At 35.2% G+C, this 19,641-nt stretch carries 18 protein-coding genes; 17 read left to right on the plus strand and 1 reads right to left on the minus strand.

The features are described from left to right. Positions 1 to 227: 227 nt before the first annotated feature. The 17 genes from ACHZAX_RS10425 to ACHZAX_RS10505 all read left to right on the plus strand — a co-directional run bounded on the left by ACHZAX_RS10425 (position 228) and on the right by ACHZAX_RS10505 (position 17,881). Positions 228 to 1,826: a vitamin K epoxide reductase family protein gene (locus tag ACHZAX_RS10425; protein ID WP_320019063.1), complete on the plus strand. Its 1,599-nt coding sequence runs from the start codon at positions 228 to 230 to the stop codon at positions 1,824 to 1,826. A 72-nt stretch (positions 1,827 to 1,898) separates the two neighbouring features. Then, a complete protein-coding gene (locus tag ACHZAX_RS10430; RefSeq protein ID WP_320019064.1) occupies positions 1,899 to 2,048 on the plus strand; it encodes a hypothetical protein in 150 nt (49 codons plus the stop codon). A 67-nt stretch (positions 2,049 to 2,115) separates the two neighbouring features. Beyond that, on the plus strand, positions 2,116 to 2,268 hold the full coding sequence (locus tag ACHZAX_RS10435) for a hypothetical protein (protein ID WP_320019065.1): 153 nt from the start codon (positions 2,116 to 2,118) through the stop codon (positions 2,266 to 2,268). Positions 2,269 to 2,342: 74 nt separating this feature from the next. After that, on the plus strand, positions 2,343 to 2,498 hold the full coding sequence (locus tag ACHZAX_RS10440) for a hypothetical protein (protein WP_320019066.1): 156 nt from the start codon (positions 2,343 to 2,345) through the stop codon (positions 2,496 to 2,498). A gap of 148 nt (positions 2,499 to 2,646) precedes the next feature. Further along, positions 2,647 to 2,787, plus strand: coding sequence for a hypothetical protein (locus tag ACHZAX_RS10445; RefSeq protein WP_320019067.1), 141 nt, complete (start codon positions 2,647 to 2,649; stop codon positions 2,785 to 2,787). A 644-nt stretch (positions 2,788 to 3,431) separates the two neighbouring features. Beyond that, positions 3,432 to 4,577 (plus strand): DEAD/DEAH box helicase, encoded by a 1,146-nt coding sequence (locus ACHZAX_RS10450; RefSeq protein WP_320019068.1) that lies wholly within the window; start codon positions 3,432 to 3,434, stop codon positions 4,575 to 4,577. 51 nt (positions 4,578 to 4,628) lie between these two features. After that, a complete protein-coding gene (locus ACHZAX_RS10455; protein WP_320019069.1) occupies positions 4,629 to 6,836 on the plus strand; it encodes a B12-binding domain-containing radical SAM protein in 2,208 nt (735 codons plus the stop codon). A gap of 51 nt (positions 6,837 to 6,887) precedes the next feature. Further along, positions 6,888 to 7,136, plus strand: coding sequence for a VF530 family protein (locus ACHZAX_RS10460; protein WP_101308658.1), 249 nt, complete (start codon positions 6,888 to 6,890; stop codon positions 7,134 to 7,136). Positions 7,137 to 7,167: 31 nt separating this feature from the next. Further along, positions 7,168 to 7,800, plus strand: coding sequence for a class I SAM-dependent methyltransferase (locus ACHZAX_RS10465; RefSeq protein ID WP_320019070.1), 633 nt, complete (start codon positions 7,168 to 7,170; stop codon positions 7,798 to 7,800). A 1,373-nt stretch (positions 7,801 to 9,173) separates the two neighbouring features. Further along, on the plus strand, positions 9,174 to 9,638 hold the full coding sequence (locus tag ACHZAX_RS10470; protein WP_320019071.1) for a hypothetical protein: 465 nt from the start codon (positions 9,174 to 9,176) through the stop codon (positions 9,636 to 9,638). A 232-nt stretch (positions 9,639 to 9,870) separates the two neighbouring features. Continuing rightward, positions 9,871 to 10,104, plus strand: a complete 234-nt coding sequence (locus ACHZAX_RS10475; RefSeq protein WP_320019072.1) for a hypothetical protein — start codon at positions 9,871 to 9,873, stop codon at positions 10,102 to 10,104. Between the two features lie 379 nt (positions 10,105 to 10,483). Then, entirely contained in the window at positions 10,484 to 12,400 is a 1,917-nt protein-coding gene (locus ACHZAX_RS10480; RefSeq protein ID WP_320019073.1) for an ATP-dependent nuclease, read from the plus strand. 160 nt (positions 12,401 to 12,560) lie between these two features. Then, complete coding sequence (locus tag ACHZAX_RS10485; protein WP_320019074.1) at positions 12,561 to 13,562, plus strand: DUF2971 domain-containing protein; 1,002 nt, start codon at positions 12,561 to 12,563, stop codon at positions 13,560 to 13,562. A gap of 234 nt (positions 13,563 to 13,796) precedes the next feature. After that, positions 13,797 to 14,972, plus strand: coding sequence for an acyltransferase (locus ACHZAX_RS10490; RefSeq protein WP_320019075.1), 1,176 nt, complete (start codon positions 13,797 to 13,799; stop codon positions 14,970 to 14,972). A gap of 282 nt (positions 14,973 to 15,254) precedes the next feature. Further along, the gene (locus tag ACHZAX_RS10495) at positions 15,255 to 15,683 is read left to right on the plus strand and encodes a cupin domain-containing protein (protein WP_320019076.1); all 429 of its coding nucleotides are present in this window, start codon (positions 15,255 to 15,257) and stop codon (positions 15,681 to 15,683) included. A 287-nt stretch (positions 15,684 to 15,970) separates the two neighbouring features. Further along, a complete protein-coding gene (locus ACHZAX_RS10500) occupies positions 15,971 to 16,954 on the plus strand; it encodes a bile acid:sodium symporter family protein (RefSeq protein WP_320019077.1) in 984 nt (327 codons plus the stop codon). Between the two features lie 147 nt (positions 16,955 to 17,101). Then, positions 17,102 to 17,881 (plus strand): N-acetyltransferase, encoded by a 780-nt coding sequence (locus ACHZAX_RS10505; RefSeq protein ID WP_320019078.1) that lies wholly within the window; start codon positions 17,102 to 17,104, stop codon positions 17,879 to 17,881. A 295-nt stretch (positions 17,882 to 18,176) separates the two neighbouring features. On the opposite strand, the gene ACHZAX_RS10510 is transcribed toward ACHZAX_RS10505, so the two are convergent. Beyond that, positions 18,177 to 19,337 carry a twitch domain-containing radical SAM protein gene (locus ACHZAX_RS10510; protein ID WP_320019079.1) on the minus strand — a complete coding sequence of 387 codons (1,161 nt, stop codon included), beginning with the start codon at positions 19,335 to 19,337 and terminating at the stop codon, positions 18,177 to 18,179. Between the last annotated feature and the right edge of the window lie 304 nt (positions 19,338 to 19,641).

Here is a 19,641-nt window from a genome sequence, read left to right on the forward strand (position 1 = left end):
AAAAAAAATATAATTACAAATCACATTTCAAATACTCGTCAATTTATTTTAGAATTTACACAAAAGCCTTTTCAGTCAACTCGTCGGAAAGAGAAACAAGAAGATATAGAAAAAGAATAGTCATAATATTTTGTTTTAAGAAGACTTTCCCTAATTAGTCGTTCTATAACACTTTTTATTAAGTCCTTTTTTAAATAACTAATTACTAAATAATTTACTTACCTCAAATGGACGAAAACTTATTTTTCCTATTAAAAGAACTACTTACAAAAAATAGCATAAAAGTTAATAATGAAGAATTAAAGCTTCAATTATTTGGTCATCCTTCGTATCCAAGTTTACATTCTTTGACCGGAGTTTTGGATCATTTTAACATCCCAAATCTTGCAATAGAAATTCCAAAAACAGAGGAAAACATTGCTCTTTTACCCGATTACTTCATAGCTCATATCGAAAACAACAGAGGTGATAATTTTGCATTAATCAGCAAGAAAGCGGATGCTATTCAAATTACACGTGAGGGAAAAAAATCGGAGCTTGTATCTATTGACAGCTTTATTGATTTATGGACCGGAATCGTCTTAGTTATCGAAACGGATGAAAATATAAAAACAGATATCACTTCTATTTTCTCAAAAGGATTACTTGTAAGTATTCCAGTCTTACTAATAATTTGTTTTTTATTCTTGAGTCAAAACCCATATGAATCATTTCATTTTGTTTTTTCGATGATTGGACTAATGATATGTATCTTTATTCTTCAACACGAAATAGGAACTTCTTCTCAGGTTTTGAATAAAATTTGTACTGGTGTTAGTGATAAAGTTAGTTGCGATGATGTTATGCAATCGAAAGGATCCAATCTTTTTGGCTTTGTTAAATTAAGTGATCTTGGTATTATTTATTTTCTAACCTCAGTATTATCTTCCTTACTTTTTGTGATAAGTAAAAACAATTTCACACCACTCTTCCTTGCTAGTCTTATGGCTCTGCCATTTACAATCTATTCCATCTACTATCAGTTCCAAATTGTAAAAAAATGGTGTCTCCTTTGTCTTGGTGTTATTTTGGTTTTATGGATACAATCAGCTTTGGCAATTGCAAATATCAATTCAATCTCTGAGATAATATCAGAACCAAATTCTTACTTACTCTTTGCATTTGCGTCATACCTTACCACAGCTCTTTGGTTATTCATTGCTCCCAAAATAAGGCTAAAACCAGAATATTTTAAATTAAAAGTACAATTCAATAAATTCAAAAGAAACTTCGAAATATTCAACAATCTGCTTTCCAGATCGCAAGCAATAAACACCACAATTACAAACTGCAATGAAATAGTATTTGGCGCTAAAAATTCTGAATTGGAAATCGTTATCATCACAAACCCCTTATGTGGCTTTTGCAAAAATGCTCACAAATTAATTCACATAGTATTAGATCAAGAAACCGAAGTAAAAATCATTGTTCGTTTCAATGTATCTCAAAATACAAAAGCCATTGATAATAAAATTGCAGCAAAACTAGTTGAGATCTGCCATTTAAACGGGGAAGAGATATGTCTAACAGCAATGAATGAAGCCTATTCCAGCAGAGATGCTGCCACTTGGCTAAATAAATGGGGAGAATCAGAAAATGAATGCTATTCTCAAATTTTAATGGAAGAAAAGAATTGGTGCACAAACAACAATATTCCCTTTACACCTGAAATACTTCTAAATGGCAAATCCTATCCAAAAGAGTATGATTTTGAAGAATTGCAATATTTTCTTGAAGATCTTAACGAGTTCGAAGTTTCGACGCAAACAGAACTCATAACAGACTAAAAATAATTATAAAACTGAAGTCTTGACAGTTTTAAAATGTTCAAGATGCACACATTATTAAATTTCAATATTATGAAAGATTTACAAAAATTAAACGGTGCTAAAATTCTTAGCAAAAAGGAACAACAAATGGTCAAAGGTGGACGAGCATGTAATAATGAGTATCCTTGTCCATCTGGTTACAGTTGCATTAATTATATTTGCAAAAAGGGTGAAATTTAAACCAATAAGATGAAATCTTAACGTTTTTAAAATTCTCGAGATATACACATAAATTAGATTTTATAAAATGAGAAAAATACAAAAATTAAACGGTGCTAAGATTCTTAGCAAAAAAGAACAACAATCGGTTAAAGGTGGAAAAATGCAATGTCCTGTAGATGGCAAATGTCCTAGTCCAATGCAATGCATTGATGGTATTTGTCAATATGGTATTGAGTAAAAAATAATTTGCAAGCCGAAACCTTAACGGTTTTAAAATGCTCAAGATACACACATTATTAAAATTTCAATATTATGAAAGATTTACAAAAATTAAACGGTGCTAAAATTCTAAGTAAAAAAGAACAGCAAACAGTTAAAGGCGGTAAAATGCAATGTTATGCAGATGGAACATGTCCTGCCGGATGGACTTGCATAAGTGGTACTTGCGAACGCTATATTTTAGAATAAAAAAATATTAAGGGAGGAGCCAACAAATATATTTGCATTCCTCCTCCCTTCAATAAAATAGCCTTCAATCAAGAACTAAAGAAAAACAAACTGAAGTCTTGACGGTTTTAAAATGTTCAGAATATACTCATTATTAAATTTTAATATTATGAAGGATTTACAAAAATTGGCAGGCGCTAAAATTCTTAGCAAAAAAGAACAACAAAATATTAAAGGTGGACTAGCATGTTGGGCTGATGTCTATCTCTGCCCGTCAGGTACTACTTGTATAAATCATCTTTGCAGATAATGATTAAAAAAGGCTGCTCTCAGTTTAAGACGGCCTTTACATCAAACATCTTTAACATTTTCTATAAAATTTATACGACAACAAATAATAATTAAGATATCAGAGTATTCAAACCGCTGAAGAAAGAGAATTAATACACAACATCATCTATCAAGAATTGGTTCATGGTAAATTCAAAAATGAATCAGGAGAAATTTATAAAACATCATTAAAAGTTGAGAACAAAGAGGTACTGAAGATCTTATCTTGGACTGTACCGAAATCCCTTTTCTGATATCAGAATATGATGTGGACATTCCTACATTTGACACCATCACCATTCATGCCTAAAAAGCTGTAGAATGAGCACTAAAAGCCAAATCAAAAATATAAGCTTCCGGGAGAAACCTCTGTGCCACTTTGTGTTCTCTGTGGTAAAAAAACAATTACCCCTAAAATTTAATTTGTTTTAGTCCCTTAAAAATAACCACGACGAACAAAGGGAGACACAGAGAAAAAAAATATTTGTGTTTCTTTGTAAAATACATTTGTGTTCTTATTGCTTAATTGTACTGTTGCTTTCTCCATTTATAGCTAGTTGAGCTTTATTTCCCTTATCTTTACCGGCGGAAATAAATCCGCACCAATAATCAGAACAAAAATATATGTCGTTTGCATCTTTAGGACTATCTTCATCTTTGCTAAAAGCTCTGGCCGATCAGAATTACACCGAAGCCTATCCAATTCAAAAAGAGGCTATTCCTGCCATTCTTCAAAAAAAGGATGTGTTGGGTATTGCCAAAACAGGATCGGGAAAAACAGCCAGCTACGTTTTGCCCATATTAACCAACCTTCAGGGAGGAAGTATTTCCAAGAACAGATACATCAAGACATTGGTATTGGTGCCTACCCGCGAATTGGCTATGCAGGTTTTGGAAGTCTTTCAACAGTTTTCATCTGCCCTCGCCGATCCAATTAAATGCCTGGCCGTACACGGTGGTGTTTCTATCAATCCTCAGATGAAGGCGATGAATAATGTGGATATTTTGGTTGCCACTCCAGGTCGTTTATTGGAATTGGTAGATTCGAATGCAGTACACTTATCGGAAATTGAAGCCTTGGTACTGGACGAAGCTGATAAAATGCTGAATCTGGGTTTTAAAGACGAAATGAACCGCATATTTTCTTTATTGCCTAAAAAGCGTCAAAATCTTTTGTTCTCGGCCACTTTAAGCGATGATGTAAACAACGTAAATCAGGTTCTTTTGAATGAACCAGTGATTATAAAAATAGAGGCTGAAGAAAATACGCTTGATTTAATCGATCAGATAGCCTACTCGGTTAGCGAAGAAAAGAAAGGGCCGTTGCTTCGGTATATCATTAAGAAAAACAATTTGGAGCAGGTTCTTGTATTTGTATCATCGGCACACCGGGCTGATGCCGTTGCCTATAAACTAAGCAAAAATGGCATTCAGGCCACCAGTACTCACAGCAAGAAAAGTCAGGGAGCACGAACTGAAAATTTACGCAAATTTAAAACCGGCAAGCTGCGGGTTTTGGTTGCCACCGATTTATTAACCCGAGGTATCGATATCGAATTTTTACCTTACGTGGTAAATTACGATTTGCCTCGCTCTCCTAAAGATTACATTCACCGAATTGGGAGAACTGGTCGTGCAGAATCGCCTGGAGAAGCCATTTCTTTTGTTTCTGAAGAAGATGAACATCACTTTAACGTGATTCAGAAAAAAATGAAAATAAGACTGAACCTTATCAAAAGTGAAGACATCAATTTAAATGATTGCAAATAAAGCATTATTCCAAACCAACATAATATCGTCCATTTAAAAAAAACCAATCACGTGAAAGACCTTTTTCTGGTAACTCCACCTTTTACTCAATTAAACACCCCTTATCCGGCAACAGCCTATTTAAAGGGATTTTTAAATGAGAAAAACAGATCTTCCTTTCAAATGGATTTGGGTATTGAAGTAATTCTGGAACTTTTTTCCAAAGAAGGTTTATCAAAGGTATTTGAAGTCGCTTTTCAGCAAGAGCAGATTATTTCAGAAAATGCGTCAAGAATATACGCCCTGCGGGAACATTATTTATTGACAATAAACGATGTGGTTTCTTTTCTGCAAGGAAAAAATCAGACTCTGGCACGACAGATATGCACTGATAATTTTCTACCGCAAGCCTCGCGCTTCAATCAGGTGGAAGATCTGGAATGGGCTTTTGGTTTGATGGGAATGCAGGACAAAGCCAAGCATTTAGCAACCCTTTTTCTGGAAGATCTGTCAGATTTTATTACCGAATGCATCGATGAGAATTTTGGATTTAGCCGATATGCCGAACGATTGGGCCGAAGTGCATCTACCTTCGACCAATTGCAGCAGCATTTGCAGGAAGAGTTAAGCTATATCGATAAACTAAGCATTAAGATACTTGCCAGGCAAATAAACATTCAAAATCCTAAACTGGTTTGCTTTTCGGTTCCTTTCCCCGGAAATTTATACAGTGCCTTTCGTTGTGCTCAGTTCATTAAAAAAGAATATCCTGCCATTAAAATTGTAATGGGCGGCGGATTTCCAAATACAGAATTAAGAAGTCTGACCGACCCCAGAGTCTTCGATTTCGTTGACTATATTACATTGGATGACGGAGAATTGCCCTTGGAACTTTTGGCAAATCATGTACTAAATCCGCTTAGCGAAACACCTGCATTAAAACGAACTTTTGAGCGGATAAGCGGCGAAGTAAAATACAACAATTCTTCTCCCATTCAGGATTACAAACAGCATGAATTGGGCACACCCGACTACTCCGATCTTTTGCTCGGCAAATACATTTCGGTAATTGAGATTGCCAACCCCATGCACAGTTTGTGGAGCGATGGACGATGGAATAAATTAACCATGGCACACGGTTGCTACTGGGGCAAATGCACATTTTGCGATGGCTCACTGAATTACATCAAATATTTTGAACCCATTGCAGCCAAAGTGCTGGCAGACAGAATTGAGAAAATTGCGGCACAAACCGGAGAAAAAGGCTTTCATTTTGTAGATGAAGCTGCACCTCCGGCATTAATGAAAGCTCTCGCCATCGAGATCATTAAGCGCAATCTAAACATTACCTGGTGGACCAATGTCCGTTTCGAAAAGAGCTTCACCAAAGATCTTTGTTTGTTGCTGAAAGCTTCGGGTTGCATTGCCGTTTCGGGCGGACTGGAAGTTGCCTCCGATCGATTGTTAAAATTGATCAATAAAGGAGTCACTCTGAAACAGGTCGCTCGGGTTACCAACAATTTCACCGAAACGGGAATCATGGTTCATGCCTATTTGATGTATGGATTTCCGTCGCAAACTGTGCAGGAAACCATCGACAGTCTGGAAGTGGTTCGCCAAATATTCGAATTGGGGATTGTGCAATCGGCCTTTTGGCATCAGTTTGCACTTACAGCTCACAGTCCTGTCGGCTTAAATCCATCAGCTTACGGCATTACACCCAAGTACAATAAAATTTCATTCGCCAATAACGATATTCAATTTACCGACAAAACGGGAATCGATCACGATCTGTTTAGCTACGGATTAAAGAAATCGCTCTACAACTACATGCACGGACTGGGCTTTGAAATTCCTTTGCAGAATTGGTTCGACGATGTACCATCCGGTTTTAGAATTCCGAAAACCAGTATCAGACAGGATTTTATTCAAACCTGTCTGGAAACTGTCGAATACAGCACTCCAAAAGATTCAGCAAAACCAATATGGCTGGGAGGCGTACCGGAAATAGTGACCATCACGAAATCGAAAAAAGGCAGAAGTTGGGAACTATACAAAATGTGTTTTCATGAAAAGACAGAAAGCTTCGAAATATCGCTCGAAAAAGAAAAAGGAGATTGGTTGCTTGATGTACTGAAAAACATATCCGTAAAGGAAGAAAACACACTTACTTTGGCGGCTTTAAAAGTAGATTTTGAGAATCATTTTGAAGATTTTGAATTATTTTGGTATTCGAAACCAATGAATCAATTACGGGAATATTCTTTGCTGATTTTGTAATTAGTACAGAGTAATTAGTACAGGGTAATTAGTACAGAGTAAATAGTTAATATGGAATCAAACGAAAATAATACAACCAACAGAGAGCAGGTAAATAATCCCTTGCACGGTGTTAAACTGTCTGATATATTGGAATTTTTGGTGGCTTATTATGGCTGGGAAGAATTGGGAAGCATGATTAAAATAAACTGCTTTACCAGCGATCCTTCCATTAAATCGAGCCTGAAGTTTCTGAGAAAAACACCATGGGCACGCGAAAAGGTGGAAGGTCTTTACCTGAAGTGTGTGCGAAAACACTAAACACAGCACTAATCCTGTAAAGTTGATTAACATGCAGCATCAATGTCCTCTTTGTAACAACAATGCGAAGCTTTTTTATAAAACAGAGAATCGCATTCATTATCAATGCAATGCTTGCTTTGGTATATTTGCCAATGCAAACTCAAGACCCAGCCAAGATGTTGAAAAAAAGCACTATCAGCAGCACAATAATGATATTGATGACAAGGGATATCAAAAGTTCGTCTCTCCCATTACCAATTCCGTTCGCCGGGATTTTACTGCAAATCATAAAGGCCTCGATTTTGGTGCAGGCACAGGTTCTGTAATTTCCAAGGTGCTGACAGATCATGGTTTTTCCATTGCACCCTACGATCCTTACTTTCACAACTACCCCGAATTACTGGAAGAACAATACGATTACATCGCCTCCAGCGAGGTGATAGAGCATTTCTTTGATCCCCGAAAGGAATTTACTTTGCTTCGAAAACTATTGACACCCCGGGGAAAGTTGTACTGCATGACTCACCTTTACGATGAAAGTATCGATTTTGAAAATTGGTATTACAAAAACGATCCCACTCACGTATTCATCTATCAGAAACAAACATTTGAATGGATTCGAAAAGAATTTGGATTTTCTGATCTGCAAATTGATAATCGATTAATCGTGTTTTCGATTTAAAAAGCACAAATACTAGTTATCCCCTGAAAAGTTCATCTTACGTATAGTCAGGATATGACATGCTAGAATTTTTAAATATTATCACCACAAAGGAACTCCAAGTACCTCACAAAGATCTCAAAGAAAATTAAACGCTAAAGAATTCTTATTCCTCTGTGATTCTCCGTGTTCCCTGTGGTGAAAAAATCTGCAATTTGATAATTTATGACTCGAAATCAATCCAGTCATAACCTGACAAGTCCGGCTTGCCTATAGTCAGGATATGACATGGTAGAATTTTTAAATATTATCACCACAAAGGAACTCCAAGTACCTCACAAAGATCTCAAAGAAAATTAAACGCTAAAGAATTCTTATTCCTCTGTGATTCTCCGTGTTCCCCGTGGTGAAAAAATCTGCAATTTGATAATTTATGACTCAAAATCAATCCAGTCATAACCTCACAAGTCCGGCTTGCCTATAGTCAGGATATGACATGGTAGAATTTTTAAATATTATCACCACAAAGGAACTCCAAGTGCATCACAAAGATCTCAAAGAAAATTAAACGCTAAAGAATTCTTATACCTCTGTGATTCTCCGTGTTCCCCATGGTGAAAAAATCTGCAATTTGATAATTTATTACTCGAAATCAATCCAGTCATAACCTGACAAGTCCGGCTTGCCTATAGTCAGGATATGACATGCTAGAATTTTTAAATATTATCACCACAAAGGAACTCCAAGTACATCACAAAGATCTCAAAGAAAATTAAACGCTAAAGAATTCTTATTCCTCTGTGATTCTCCGTGTTCCCTGTGGTGAAAAAATCTGCAATTTGATAATTTATTACTCGAAATCAATCCAGTCATAACCTGACAAGTCCGGCTTGCCTATAGTCAGGATATGACATGCTAGAATTTTTAAATATTATCACCACAAGGAACTCCAACTTCAAGTGCATCACAAAGATCTCAAAGAAAATTAAACGCTAAAGAATTCTTATTCCTCTGTGATTCTCCGTGTTCCCCGTGGTGAAAAAATCTGCAATTTGATAATATATTACTCGAAATCAATCCAGTCATAACCTCACAAGTCCGGCTTGCCTATAGTCAGGATATGACATGGTAGAATTTTTAAATATTATCACCACAAAGGAACTCCAAGTACCTCACAAAGATCTCAAAGAAAATTAAACGCTAAAGAATTCTTATTCCTCTGTGATTCTCCGTGTTCCCCGTGGTGAAAATTCCATCACGAAATGCCGCAAAGAAAAAAAGCTCACTATGCAATTCTATCCATAGCCAAACAAGCCTGAATACAAAACATCAAACTCTGTTGCACATATTATGAATAGATTAACTACCTTTTCAAAACAATTAATCCTAAGGCCATGATCTTACAATACACAACAGGAAAACTGCCTCCCAATTTCTTTATGTTGGGTGTTATTTTATTACTGATAGGCATGCTGGCAATAATTATGTCTGAATTTGCAGGCCTTGCGGCTATTATTTTGTCTATCCCCTTACTATTTATCCGAACAGGCATTTTAATTGATAATAAAGAGAAACGGATCAAAAAATACATCGGTCTGTTTGCATACAAAACAGGGAAATGGGAAAGTATCGCCCAAATTCATCACCTTCAAATTATCCGGGTACGCCAAACTACAGGAATGGCTGTTCTCTCCATCGCCAGAAATGAAACCAATGTTGTTTACAAACTGTTGGCCGTTTTGCCCAATGAAAATATTGAACTGTTATCAGGAGAAGGACGCTTTATTGGTGAAGCGGCAAGCGATATTTCCAATCAATTGAATACAGAAGTTTTAGAACCTGCAAGCGGAATTAAATAAAAGCATTGCAGATAAATTCCTGATGATTACTTATGCCAATTTAATTTCAAAACAGACTTTACTTAAAATGAATTAATTTTTAGCTGTATCGAGGCAAAAAAGTAAAGCACAGCCATGTTACGATACATCTCTGCTTTTGCCAGACAATATCCTGAACCTTTAAAAAGCAATTCTATTTGATACCACCAAAACTGACCGCTCCCAACAGCTGGCGCGCGGGCTTTTCGACCTGTTGAACAAGGTTGACGGCGTAAAAAACAGCAAAAACCGACCGGAAAAACTGATGCGCGACAGAGCCTGCACCTACCTGAAACAATTGGTCGACGAAATTCGTGCCTATGGCAAGTACGCCTTCTGGAACGATGAGGAGAAACAAAAGAGGTATTCGAGTGAGTATCAAAGAAAGGTTTACAAGAAATACACTGAGGCAAAAGCAAGTGAAAAAATGCCAAAACCACTACAATAGTTGACTTATTTACCAATAGGAGTACTTTTTTACCAATAGGAGTTAATTTTTGCCAATAGATTAGAATTGCCAAGCAATAGAATATAATTTATTCCAATAGGAATAGTAATTATCACAATAGACATATAAAATTAGCAATAGACATATAAAGAATGCCGATAGCAATACCAATTCAAGCAACTGGAATCATTTTTTTTAATTACTGAAAACAATTAAATACCCATAGCTCCGGCGGCATTGTCCAATTCTATTTTATCCTTTATTTAGAACTATTCTCAGAATCTAAAATAAGTCTTCTAAATAATGTTTTGTTAATTTTAAAAAACGAAAGAATAAAACACTTTTACGTTATGCGGCATGTTAAAAAACCAGACTACCTATGAAAATAGAAACTATAAGAATTGAAAATTTTAGGGCATTTAAGGACGAAACTATCCAAATTGACGACTATACAACTTTTGTTGGTCCAAATGGAGTTGGAAAATCGACTGTATTTCATGCCTTAAATCTTTTTTTTCGTCAAAGCAAAGACAGTCAAACAGATTTAATAAAGTTATCAGCAAGTGACTTTCACCATTTTAATATTAAAGATGATATTAAAGTCACAGTTACTTTTCATGAATTATCGGACGAGGCAAAAGAAGATTTATCAGATTACGTACGTCAAGAAAAATTAATAGTAACTGCAATAGCAAAATATGACCCTGCTACTGAAAAAGCGGAGGTTAGACAGTTCGGAAATAGAATTGGAATGGAAGAATTTAGAAAATTCTTCGAGGCTGATAAAAATGGAGCTAAAGCTCCCGAACTTAAAGAAATTTTCAAATCATTTAAAGACAAATATGATGCTCTGAGTCCTGCAAATTCAAAGGCTGACATGATAGCCTCAATGCATGAATTTGAGGCAAAAAATCCAGATATGTGTGTTTTGATACCAAGTGAAGACCAATTTTATGGTGTCTCAAGAGGAGTAAATAAGTTAGAACAACATATCCAATGGATTTTTGTACCAGCAATAAAAGATGCAACAGAAGAAAGTGAAGAGTCTAATAAGTCTGCTCTGGGACAGCTTCTTGCTCGGACAGTAAGGTCAAAAGTTTCATTTGATGAAAAGATTAGAGAATTAAGAATCAATGCCAGAGCAGAATATCAAAAACTACTAGATGCTGAACAAAAAACATTAGATGATATTTCAACATCATTACAAAAAAGACTTTCTAATTGGGCTCATCCTAATATTACAGCATCTGTACAATGGAAACAAGACCCTGATAAGTCAATAAAGATTGAAGAACCTTTGGCTGGATTAAAAGTGGGAGAAAGAGGATTCGAGGGGGAGTTATCAAGATTTGGACACGGTTTACAAAGGTCTTACATGCTTGCCTTACTTCAAGAACTATCATCATTTGAATCAGAAAATATTCCGACTTTAATAATGGGAATTGAAGAACCTGAGTTATTTCAACATCCACCACAAGCAAGATATTTAGCGGAAACACTTTTAGACTTGACGCAATCAAATTCTCAAATAATAATATGTACACATAATCCTCTTTTTATTCCTGGTGACAATTTCAATAAAATAAGACTTGTAAAAGAGGTTGGTAATCCAAGTGAAACTAAGATAAATCAACTCGCTTATGATGAATTAGCGCAGAAACTTCATGAAGTTGGAGAAAAATTAGTAAGTGAAAGCGGAATGGTGGCAAAATTATATCCTTCATTAAATCCCGTTGTCAATGAGATGTTTTTTTGTAAAAAATTGATACTTGTTGAAGGACATGAAGATATTGCTCATATTACTTCCTACTTGATTTTGACAGATAGAATTTTGGATTTTAGGAGAAACGGTTGTCACATAGTTCCAGTTGAAGGTAAAAGTAAATTAATAAAACCTTTAGCCATGGCAAAAATGCTAGGCATACCGACAATGGTAATCTATGATAGTGATACGAATAAAGAAAATCCAAATGAGGTTAGTCAGCATAAAAAGGAAAACAAAGCTTTATTAACAATATCAGGTTATTCCGAGGAAAATGAGTGGTTAGCCGACCATATTATAAAAAAAGACTTGACTGCTTGGCAAACAAATTTGACGAATGAAATAGCAAATGAACTAGGTGCTGACTTAAAGCAATTTGAAGATAAATCAGCGGCTTTTTATGGCAACGCAGGGAATCTAAAAAAGAATCCTCTGGCAATTGCCAAGACTTTGGAATTAGCTTGGGAAAGTGGACTAAAATCTAAATTATTGATTGATTTGACAGAAAGAATTTCAACTTTTCTTAATGAATAAAACACGACCGCATAACAAATTGTAAATTGCATTGCGGGGTTTGTGGTGTGTCGTACGCTGGATTCTCGCAACATCGTTCCGTCCTGCCGGACAGGAACGAGCTCCGAAATCCGCAACGACAACTTACAAGTGACCGTTATGGGCAATAAACTAACAAACAATGAAAGTATATAAATATAGAGGTATAGGCGAGTTTACAAGAGATCTTGGTTCACTTGATAGAAACGAAATTTATGCCCCTCTTTTTAAGGATTTGAATGATCCTTTTGAGGGACTTTTTAAGGATGAGTTAGCAAAATTTATTGAAGACAAAAAAAAAAGAATAGATCAGTTTCCGATTAGTATGACTGAACTCTATACTAAAATTAAAGATTCTAAAGATTCCCTCGGAATTTACTCTTTATCAAAAAACTACTGCAATGAATTAATGTGGGCTCATTATGCAGATTCGTATCAAGGCTTTTGCATAGAATACGAATTAGAAAAGCTAAAAACCAATTACTTAATACCAAAGACTGTAAATGAGCTCACTGTTAAATATACTCCTAAACCTCAATCATTAACTTATAAAGATGCGGGTGAGAGCTCTGGATTACAAAAATTATTTGCAACAAAATCAATTCCTTGGGAATACGAAAAAGAAATTAGGTTAATATTTGATACTTCAGGTACTAAATCTTACCCTTTATCTGCATTAACTGGGATTTATTTCGGCTCAGAGCTTTTGCCAGAGAATAAAGAAAAATTAATTAATACTCTTGAAGGTAGAGATGTGAGATTCTATGAGATTAATCGGAAGGATAATTCTTACAAATTAGAACGTAAATTAATACATGAAAACAAGCGAAAGTTAGAATTCAAATTAGATAATGATATTTTTGAAATATTAGGAACAAACCATAAACCTAATGTTGAAAATTTCAACTTATTATATAAAGGGACAGACATATCTATTGAAGGATTAACAAATTTCATTTCAGATTTTCGAAAAGAATATGTGACAATTAATGGTAACATTAAAATATTTAACGACACATCCATATTACCATTATTAAATAAATATCCTTTAACAACTCTTGAAGAACGAATGTTTGCTACTCATTGTATTGCAGAAAGTTGTTTTGGTTCAGAACAAGATATTGTTTTATATCCTTATAAATAAAAAGTTTAAAGCCCATAACAAAAACTAAATTTCATGGGCGGTGATGCGCAGTTTGAGAGTTAGTTCAATTAACAAACATCAGCAAGCCACTTAGATTTGGTTTGCTAAAAAATATAAACAAATTTATGCGGCTTGCTTTCGTGCAGTTTGAAAGGGAAATTCTTCGAACAAGACCGTTATCAGTAATTTTCCTTCCAGAATGTAACTTTAACTAATTGCTTAAGGCCTATTTACATGAATAATTCAAAAAGAAATCTTTGGGTAGACTACTTACGATCAGCCATTACTGTCTTGGTAGTAGCACATCATTCTTCATTAGCTTACACGACATTTGCAAGGTTTGATAACAATGTTTATATAAACTCTACACATCCTATAGTCGATTCAAAACGATGGATAGGACTTGATATATTCCAGAATTTTAATGATGTTTTTTTTATGTCGCTTATGTTTTTAATAGGGGGATTATTTCTTATGAAAAGTATCAATAAAAAAGGCGTGTTTAATTTTATAAGAGATCGATTTTACCGACTTTTTATTCCTTTCCTATTCTTAGGAACTTTTTTTATGGTAATTGCTTATTTTCCTCCTTATCATGTTGTATATAACAATTTTAATATTGTTGCTCACATAAAAGATTTTTTTGTAATAGAAAAATGGCCAGCTGGCCCACCTTGGTTTATTTGGGTACTATTCCTTTTTAATTTGCTGTTTGCATTATTTCTTTCGCAATTTAATAAAGCAAGCGAAAAAATAGGGAAGCGACTGTCAGACTTAAAAAATAAACCGCTTACTTTCTTTGGTTTACTATTCAGTATCTCCTGGATACTCTATGTGCCAATAGCACACATAATGGGAGCAGGTGATTGGACAGGAATAGGCCCTTTTGATTTTCAGATAAGCAGAATACTTCTGTATTTTGGGTATTTTACATTTGGAATTCTGATTGGGAATACGGATTTTAATAATGAATTATTTTCAGCAAAATCAGTTATTGTAAAAAAATGGTGGCTTTGGCTTTCACTTTCGTTAGCTGCTTATTTTGTTCTAACAATAATTGGAGAACCATTAACACAATTAGTTAAAGAAAAAAAGATAGAAGAAATCAATGCGTATATGATTTATTATACAGTTTATGTAGCTTCATGTACATTAAGCAGTGTCGCTTTCATTACTGTTTTTGTTAGATTTATTCATACTGAAAAAAAGTGGTGGAACTCATTATCTGAAAATGCCTATTTGATTTATATAGTTCATTTTATTTTTGTTCTCTGGAGTCAGTTTTTATTAATGAAATTCAATATCCCTGCTTTTGTTAAATTTTTATTAAGCTTTACGGTTTCACTCTCACTGAGCTGGCTCGTAAGTAAATGGCTTCGAAAGGTGAAGGTTGTAAAGAAATATTTATAATCGGATAATGGGGAAATAACGAATAAAAAACTACTGCTAGTCAAGTAAGTCAGGGGAATTTGACTTCGTCGATTTTCAATTCACCCCTAACTTCTCACAGAACCGTGCGTGAATCTCTCAATGTGTATAATTACTAAGGGTTTCAGAGGTTTTCGAATGTTTTCATCCGCATCAATTTTCAGTGGTAGCCTGATACCTTACAAAATCATACACTCAACGTCTCCCTTGTAGATCATGAATCGAAGCCTTTACAAACTATTTTAAATCAACAAACTATTTAAAATGAAGAAATTACTGATCCTGTTTTCTTTCTCAAGCCTACTGTTGTTTGCCTGCAGTACCAGTGAAACAAGCAAAACCGAAGTTATTACTTTAAGCAAAACATCTGAGAGCTGGAATGGCACTCCCCTTCCAAAATATCCCGATGGCACTGCAGAAGTAACTATTTTAAAAATAACGATCCCACCCAAAACAAAGCTGGAGCTGCATAAACATCCTGAAATTAACGCAGGTGTTCTATTAAAAGGGGAATTAACTGTAATTAGTGAAACCAACGACACGCTTCACCTTAAGGCTGGTGAATCTATTGTTGAATTAGTAAACCAATGGCATTACGGGAAAAACGAGGGCACTGTACCAGCCGAGATCATTGTTTTTTATGCAGGAATTAAAGGCACACCAATCACTATTGGCAAGCACGAAGAGGAATAAAATTATGGCTGAAGAAAAATCGTGTGCATAGTAAAAATTAAACTGAACCATCAAATTTCACATGAAAACACCAACAAGCAAATTAAAACAGTACTCCTTCCCTATTTAAATTCTTTATTTATTTGCCATCACAAGCTTACTGCAATAAAATAACATTTATTTTTGCTTGCTTTGTTTCTGTGCACATGATTAAGGCAACACAATTGGGACGCCTAACAAAGCGACGTAACACACCAACAGATCAACTGCACTGTTTTATTTAACATACCTTAATCAATAAAATATTTATGAAGATAAAAATTGATAAATTTGTTCTGTCTATTATAGCAGTAATCAGCATAGCTTATATTTTTCCAGATTGGGGAACACATGAAAGTAAGATTCCTATCGACACAATTAGTGCAATCGGAATTTCACTTATCTTCTTTTTTTACGGACTTAAATTGAGTCCCACAAAACTAAAAGAAGGAATCAAAAACTGGAAACTGCATCTTCTGATACAATCATCCACTTTTTTGATATTTCCCTTACTGATTTTAGTATTTCGGCCATTCATTCAAAATGAAGAACAAAAAATCATCTGGTTGGCGTTTTTTTTCCTGGCAGCACTTCCATCAACCGTATCATCATCTGTAGTAATGGTTTCTATCGCAAAGGGTAATATTCCTGCCGCTATTTTTAATGCCAGTATATCCGGAATTATTGGTGTTGTTATTACCCCCTTGTGGATGGGGTTATTTGTTCAGAGTGCCCAAACAGATTTTAATTTTACCGATATCTATCTAAAACTCATTGTTCAAATAATTTTACCGGTAATAATGGGAGTTCTTTTACAACGCTTTTTTGGAGAATTTGCGCAAAAACACAATAAGCATTTAACATTATTCGATAAATCTATTATTCTACTGATCATCTACAAAAGTTTTGCTGCATCGTTTGAGGAGAATATATTTAGTTCGGTGTCTATTTGGGATTTACTTCTGCTCGTTATTGCCGTTTTGCTATTGTTTTGTTTGATGTTCTTTTTTACAGGATTCCTATCTAAAGAAATGGAATTCAATACCGAAGATCAAATTACAGCCCAGTTTTGTGGAACAAAAAAATCATTGGTACACGGAACGGTATTTTCTAAAATAATATTTGGAAACATAGCTTCCATCGGCATTATCCTTTTGCCTCTTATGTTGTTTCATGCTTTACAATTATTAATAATTAGTATCGTGGCATCAAAAATGAGCGTTAATTACAAATCTGTCTCCATCACTGCATAGCTTTTTACTTTGCTGACAGCATCAGCAAGGCTTAATTCGACGGACTGGCTTCTAAATAATTCTCATTTAAGTAGAAGCAATACCAACAGACTCTATTCAACGAATCACTTTCATGTTTTGTAAAAGCATACAAACGAAATAAGAAAAATGGAAAATATTATCACACTTAATCAAGCAAATATTGACAAGGAACATATTTGTTGTGCAATCTCAGACAAGAAATGCAAGGACAGTTACGAATTTAAAAAAAACTGGCTGAAAAAGGAATTCGACAACGAATATGTATTCCGAAGAATTGATGCAAGAGCGAAAGTCTTTATTGAGTATGGCCCCGCCGAAAAAGGATGGGTTCCCATTGAAGCTGCAAATTATTTGTTGGTAAACTGTTTTTGGGTTTCGGGTCAATACAAAGGTAAGGGTTACGGAAAAGAATTAGTAAGACTCGCCCTTAAAGATGCTGAATCACAAGGTAAAAACGGTCTGGTTACAGTTGTTGGAACGAAAAAATTTCATTTTATGAGCGATACAAAATGGCTCTTAAAACAAGGATTTGAAACTATTGAGGAGCTGCCTTCCGGATTTAGTTTATTGGTGAAAAAAATAAACCCCAGGGCTGACAATCCAAAATTTAAAGATTCTGTAAAAAGCAACAACATAATTGATAAAAATGGATTAGTAGTTTACTATTCAAATCGTTGTCCGTTCTCAGAGTATCACGTAAGAAATTCGATGGTTGAAACAGCAAATAAAAGAAACTTGCCGTTACAAATTATTAAACTGGACAGCATGGAACTGGCGCAAACTGCACCAACGCCCGCAACAATTTTCAGTCTGTTTTACAATGGGAAATTTATAACCACCGATATCAGTGTTTGTATGGACAGCCGATTTGACAAAGTGATGGAAAAGAATAATACCAACATCTAAACATGTCTTATAAAATGCTTCTTTTCAGCTATATCTTCGTTAAAAAAGATGCATCGTAACATGGCTGTGCTTTACTTTTTTGCCTCGATACAGCTAAAAATTAATTCATTCTTAAAGTCTGTTTTGAAATTAAATTGGTATAAATAAGACACAAGGAGGAAATGAGCAATATCTAAGCATCAGCTGTTCGCAACTAAAGATTTTTCGACAAGCTCAAAATGAAAACGACAGTAAACTATTCAAACAGTTTTATGAAATAATCTCATTGACACACTTCTGGATTGTGTTTGCATTCTCAGAATTCGTAAGTCCTAATCAGCACCTCATCAAGGCTCTCTCCTCTCATTTCATCCAAAAGTGCCGTTTCCTTCTCAAAATTTTTCCATTGTTTTGAGAGATTATCACTTAGCATATAGGCTTCGCATTCTTTAAATTGGCGAATCACCGCTTGGGGAATCTGCTTTTTGGCTGCCCACTGGTAAAATTGATGAAAGGTTGCAACAACCATTTGTTTGCTGCTTTCGGGCAGTGCTTTTGTATTGTAATGCAAGGGGCGGTCGAGCATGTTAATGTAAAGACCATCGGGTTCTATAATCTGCTCCAGCAGGCAAATTTGGTACAAATCAGGCAAATTCAAAATGGAAAAGACAGAAATGGTTGGGGCAATTAAGAAGCGAATGTTTTTGTAAGTACGAATTTGATCTCTGTTCGCCAAAAACCGCTCCCAATTGAGTCCTTTTCGGATGTATTCCCCCAATTTGCCATGCGCATCAATACTGGCCAATATTTCTACTTTCGTAAAATGTTTCCAGTAATCCAATACATTGTACTCTCCCATTTGTAAAACAGAAAAGTTGGTGTTGTAGCGCAAATAGATTTGTGTGGCTTTATTTTTCACCAGCCAATCGAGCAAAAGGTAATGTTCTTTGGTAACCAAAGGCTCGCCACCTGCAAAGTAAATTTCTTTGGCCTGCAGCAAAGCTTCACCTGTTTCTGCAATAAAAGCATCAAAGTCCTGAATGTTCTGTAATACAGCCTTCTCTCCTAAATTACGTTTCAACTGTTTGGCTTCGGGAAACCATCCTGAACTGGCACCATGCCAACAGGTGCGACAAGCAAAGTTACAGGCATTCGAAAAGCGGATATCGAAAGTAAAAGGCAAATTCATTTTCTGTTCCTGATAGTCGGCACCAAATTTTTCGTGTGTCTCCTGACGGATGCTTTTCCCTCCAGCTTCCTCTAAGCGGTAACAAACTGCACAGCGGGAATCTTTCTCTCCTTTCGCAAATCTGGCTCTTAATTCGTTTATGGCATCACCATTCCATATTTCGGTAAAAGACCGGGTATTGCAATCTCCGTAAGGAATATTGGCAACACAACAGGCTTTTACACGCCCGGCATTTCCTACATGATAATGTATCCAGGGCATCAGGCAGTATGGTTTTTTGTTTGTCATTTAACAAAGATAGGAATTGAATTATGAGTTAGGAATTAATAATTATGAAATAGCATAAACTATACACCTTGTTTTTCTCTGTGTACCTCAGTGATCTCTGTGATTCACGTATTATTCCTAACCAACACTCAGAATATGGTTTCTTAATTGAATTATGAGTTATGAATCAATAATTATGAAATAGCATAAACTATACACCTTGTTTTTCTCTGTGCCTCTGTGGTTCAATTATTCCCCCCTCTTAGAATATTTCAATTTTAGCCTTTGTGTCACTTTGTGAATAACTTCTTTTTCCTTTGTGGTT

This window comes from Labilibaculum manganireducens (assembly GCF_963665805.2).
Taxonomy (GTDB): Bacteria; Bacteroidota; Bacteroidia; order Bacteroidales; family Marinifilaceae; genus Labilibaculum; species Labilibaculum manganireducens.

Bases quoted from the DNA above. Each gene is read 5' to 3' on its own strand.
- ACHZAX_RS10425 (WP_320019063.1), top strand. From the start codon at position 228: ATGGACGAAAACTTATTTTTCCTATTAAAAGAACTACTTACAAAAAAT.
- ACHZAX_RS10430 (WP_320019064.1), top strand. From the start codon at position 1,899: ATGAAAGATTTACAAAAATTAAACGGTGCTAAAATTCTTAGCAAAAAG.
- ACHZAX_RS10435 (WP_320019065.1), top strand. From the start codon at position 2,116: ATGAGAAAAATACAAAAATTAAACGGTGCTAAGATTCTTAGCAAAAAA.
- ACHZAX_RS10440 (WP_320019066.1), top strand. From the start codon at position 2,343: ATGAAAGATTTACAAAAATTAAACGGTGCTAAAATTCTAAGTAAAAAA.
- ACHZAX_RS10445 (WP_320019067.1), top strand. From the start codon at position 2,647: ATGAAGGATTTACAAAAATTGGCAGGCGCTAAAATTCTTAGCAAAAAA.
- ACHZAX_RS10450 (WP_320019068.1), top strand. From the start codon at position 3,432: ATGTCGTTTGCATCTTTAGGACTATCTTCATCTTTGCTAAAAGCTCTG.
- ACHZAX_RS10460 (WP_101308658.1), top strand. From the start codon at position 6,888: ATGGAATCAAACGAAAATAATACAACCAACAGAGAGCAGGTAAATAAT.
- ACHZAX_RS10465 (WP_320019070.1), top strand. From the start codon at position 7,168: ATGCAGCATCAATGTCCTCTTTGTAACAACAATGCGAAGCTTTTTTAT.
- ACHZAX_RS10470 (WP_320019071.1), top strand. From the start codon at position 9,174: ATGATCTTACAATACACAACAGGAAAACTGCCTCCCAATTTCTTTATG.
- ACHZAX_RS10480 (WP_320019073.1), top strand. From the start codon at position 10,484: ATGAAAATAGAAACTATAAGAATTGAAAATTTTAGGGCATTTAAGGAC.
- ACHZAX_RS10485 (WP_320019074.1), top strand. From the start codon at position 12,561: ATGAAAGTATATAAATATAGAGGTATAGGCGAGTTTACAAGAGATCTT.
- ACHZAX_RS10490 (WP_320019075.1), top strand. From the start codon at position 13,797: ATGAATAATTCAAAAAGAAATCTTTGGGTAGACTACTTACGATCAGCC.
- ACHZAX_RS10495 (WP_320019076.1), top strand. From the start codon at position 15,255: ATGAAGAAATTACTGATCCTGTTTTCTTTCTCAAGCCTACTGTTGTTT.
- ACHZAX_RS10500 (WP_320019077.1), top strand. From the start codon at position 15,971: ATGAAGATAAAAATTGATAAATTTGTTCTGTCTATTATAGCAGTAATC.
- ACHZAX_RS10505 (WP_320019078.1), top strand. From the start codon at position 17,102: ATGGAAAATATTATCACACTTAATCAAGCAAATATTGACAAGGAACAT.
- ACHZAX_RS10510 (WP_320019079.1), bottom strand. From the start codon at position 19,337: ATGACAAACAAAAAACCATACTGCCTGATGCCCTGGATACATTATCAT.